At 64.9% G+C, this 3,409-nt stretch carries 3 protein-coding genes; all 3 read left to right on the top strand.

Features of this window, described 5'->3' with window-relative positions; genetic code table 11:
- Positions 1–763: 763 nt before the first annotated feature.
- On the top strand, positions 764–1,222 hold the full coding sequence (locus JWQ81_RS08130; protein ID WP_297539217.1) for a phage terminase small subunit P27 family: 459 nt from the start codon (positions 764–766) through the stop codon (positions 1,220–1,222).
- A 104-nt stretch (positions 1,223–1,326) separates the two neighbouring features.
- Positions 1,327–2,943 (top strand): terminase TerL endonuclease subunit, encoded by a 1,617-nt coding sequence (locus JWQ81_RS08135; protein ID WP_297539219.1) that lies wholly within the window; start codon positions 1,327–1,329, stop codon positions 2,941–2,943.
- 8 nt (positions 2,944–2,951) lie between these two features.
- A partial coding sequence (locus JWQ81_RS08140; protein WP_297539221.1) for a transposase occupies positions 2,952–3,409 on the top strand: 458 nt, incomplete at its 3' end.

The raw sequence follows: 3,409 nt of genomic DNA on the forward strand, positions 1-3,409 counted from the left end.
AGTGGTACAACACTAATCGCCGACATTCCTCTATCGGGATGATCAGTCCTGTGTGCTACGAGCAATCCCTGACAGGTGCAGCGAAAGCTGCTTAACCCACTGTCCACCGCTCGGGGGGAACCTCAGACCACCTAACCGCTACCTACGCAGCAGGTGGAGTGCATCTCCGGTGAGAACCACCAGCTGCGTTACCACGGTGATGACAGGGCTCCAACGGGCAAGTGCCCGCCAGCACTTCCCGTTGGGCTCGTCGTCCGGCTGATCGCTCTCGCTTCCAGTCGGCTTGTCACCGTCGCAGTCGTCACCCAACTTGAGCTCCCATCTGTGTTGCGCCGCCCGATGTCACAACAGGGGCGAGGCGGCGTTACCGGCCCCTTCCCCAGGCCGGTCACAGGTGAAGCTGAGCGTGGCTTGACTACTCATCGGCGTGACCGATGTGTCGAGAAGCGTAGCGCCTTCGCAATGGCGGAAGAACGCGGGTAGGGCAGTCCAACACGGTTCTGGATAACGTTAGTCCAATTGGGTTAATTATGCTTGGGAGCCGTAAGATTCAGCCTCCCGTGCACTGCCCCCACCAGGGTTAACGGTGACGCCCAGCGGCTAACGCTAACGTTAGCCGCTAACGGTAACGTTAGCGGTGACTCGGTAACGTTCACCTAGTAACGTTTCTGTCGATAATAGTCATCCCAATAGATTTTTTCTCATGACTGGAATGAGAATTCTTGCATAACGGGTGACACTTTCTTAATTTGTGGGGGTTGAAGTGGGTAAGCGTGGCCCCGATGCCAAGCCCACCGCCCTGCGCATCCTGCACGGTGACCGCAAAGACCGGATCAACGACGCCGAACCCGTCCCGCCGACCAGCGACATCACCTGCCCGGACTGGGCCAGCGGCCAAGCGCGCGGGATCTGGGAACGGCTCGCTCCCGGGCTGGAAGCGAGTGGTGTCCTCACGGCGTGGGATACCGACGCGTTCCTAGTCCTGTGCGAGGCCCTCGCCCGCTACAAGTCAGCGACCCAGCTGGTTAACGGCTCTGCGTTGCTGGTGCAGGGCGGGTCGGGCCTGATGAAGAACCCGGCGTTGCAGATCCAGGCGGAGGCCGAACGGACGTTCCTGACGTTCGCCTCCCGGTTCGGGTTAACCCCGTCTGATCGTCAGTCGATCAAGGTCGAGGTGAACCGTGACGACCACACCGGCGCCGCGGGCCGCCTCCTCAGCTAGCCCGCCGGCCACGCCACCACGACGTCGCTCCGGTAGCCCGAAGGCCCGCACACCTCGAACCCGAACCACGGGCACGGGGCTGCCGGAGTGCGGACGCAGTTTCGATGGCAGAACGTGCCGCCAACGCGGCGACCACACGTGCCAAACCTCGCGCCGACCACGCGATCGCGTTCTGCCACGAAATCTGCGTCCACACCAAAGATCGCTGGGCCCGCAAACCCTTCCTGCTGTTCCCTTGGCAGCGGGACGGCATCGTCCGGCCACTGTTCGGCGAAGTCCGCTGGGACGAGGAGGCCCAGTGCTACGTGCGGCGGTTCCGCATCGGGTGGATCGAGCTGGCCCGCAAGAACGGCAAGTCCGAACTCCTCGCCTTCGTCGCGCTGTACATGCTGTGTGGGGACGGGGTGGAGTCCGCGGAGATCTACGGCTGCGCCCGCGACACCGACCAGGCCAAGCTGGTGTTCAAAGTCGCCGCCCGCATGGTGCAGTTGTCCCCGGTGTTGTCGCGGCGGTTGCGGGTGATCGAGCACTCCGCCCGCATCGTCGACGAGAAAACCAACTCCGTCTACGCCGTTGTGCCGTCGGACGCGTTGGGTAACCTCGGGTCCAACCCGTCGTGCGTGATCTTCGACGAGGTCCTGACCCAGCCCAACGGCGACTTCTGGAACGCCATGCGCAACGGCATGGGCACCCGCCTCGAACCGCTGCTGCTCGCCGCGACCACCGCCGGAGACGACCCGTCCAGCTTTGCGAAGGCCGAGCACGACGAGTGCGTCAAGATCGCCGACGACCCGACGCGGGCGCCGCACCGGTTCGTCTACCTGCGCAATCTGCCCGAGGACACCGACCCGTGGGACGAGGCGAACTGGTTTCACTCCAACCCTGCGCTCGGCGACTTCCTCTCCCTCGCTGCACTGCGGGAGGAGGCGCTCGAGGCACGCAATGACCCGGGGAAGGAGAACGCGTTCCGGCAGTACCGGCTCAACCAGTGGGTGGCCCAGTCGACGCGGTGGATGCCGATGCACCTCTACCTGCTCTGCGCGGGCACGCCGGTCGACCATCCCCGCCGGCTACGCGAACGCCACGCCAAACAATCCGCCTGGGGCGGCCTCGACCTCGCCTCGAAGCTGGACCTGACGGCGTTCTGTCTGATCGTCCCCGACGGCATCGACGGGCACGTCTCGGCGCTGTGGCGGTTCTGGCTGCCCGAGGCCGGGGTGACGTTCCTCGACGAGCACACCGACGGCAAGGTCTCCCGCTGGGTCGAACAGGGCTGGATCACCACCACGCCGGGTGAGGTCATCGACTACGACGTGATCGAGGACGACATCACCGCAGACACCGGCCTGCAGCGCGTCGCCGAGATCGACTACGACGAGTGGTCCGGCGAACCCGTCCGCCAACGGCTTGAACGCAGGACCGGCGTCCCGATGTACCCGGTCCCGCAGACCTACAAGGCCATGCCCCACGGCATGACCGAGGTCATGACCCTGACCCGGTCACGGGCCTGGTCGCACCACGGGAACCCGGTTGCGGAGTTCTGCTTCGACTCCGTCGAGGTACGCCACCCGCCAGGCGATCCTGACTTGATCCGGCCAGATAAGCCCCAGCGCGGGAAGACCGGGGTGAGCGGGCGGTGGCGAACCTGGGCGTGCTGCACGGCAGGTTGCGGCCATGGTTCGCACGGGCGGAACCGTTTGGGCAGGCCAGGAAGTACCTGATCGGGTTGATGAGTGACCTGCCGAGGAAGAACGCATGGACCCTTGCCGAGCATGCCGGGGACCGCACGCCGGATCGGATGCAGCGGCTGCTCAATCAGGCGGTCTGGGACCACGATCAGGTCCAGGGGGTGGTACGGCGGTTCGTGGTCGAGCAGTTGGGGGATCAGCCATTGCGGGTAGGGGCACTGGATGAGTCAGGTCAGGAAAAGCAAGGTAAGCGCACCGCTGGCACCAAACGGCAGTACATGGGCTGCGCGGGCCGGGTCGCCAATGGTGTGAACACGGTCTACTGCTCGTACGCGACCTCGGGTGGGCACGCGCTGGTCGGTGCCCGTATTTATGTGCCGGAAGAGCAACTCGCCGACGCCGGGGACCGTGCGGCGCTCGGCATCCCCGCTGGCGTGGAGTTCATGACCAAACCGCAGTTGGCTCAGGACATTCTCGCCGACATGATCGCCGACGCGAC

The sequence above is a fragment of the Amycolatopsis sp. genome (genome assembly GCF_025464955.1).
In the GTDB taxonomy this organism is placed as follows: domain Bacteria; phylum Actinomycetota; class Actinomycetes; order Mycobacteriales; family Pseudonocardiaceae; genus Amycolatopsis.

Excerpts from the sequence above, each read along its gene's own strand:
- JWQ81_RS08135 (WP_297539219.1), top strand. The coding sequence starts at position 1,327 with ATGGCAGAACGTGCCGCCAACGCGGCGACCACACGTGCCAAACCTCGC.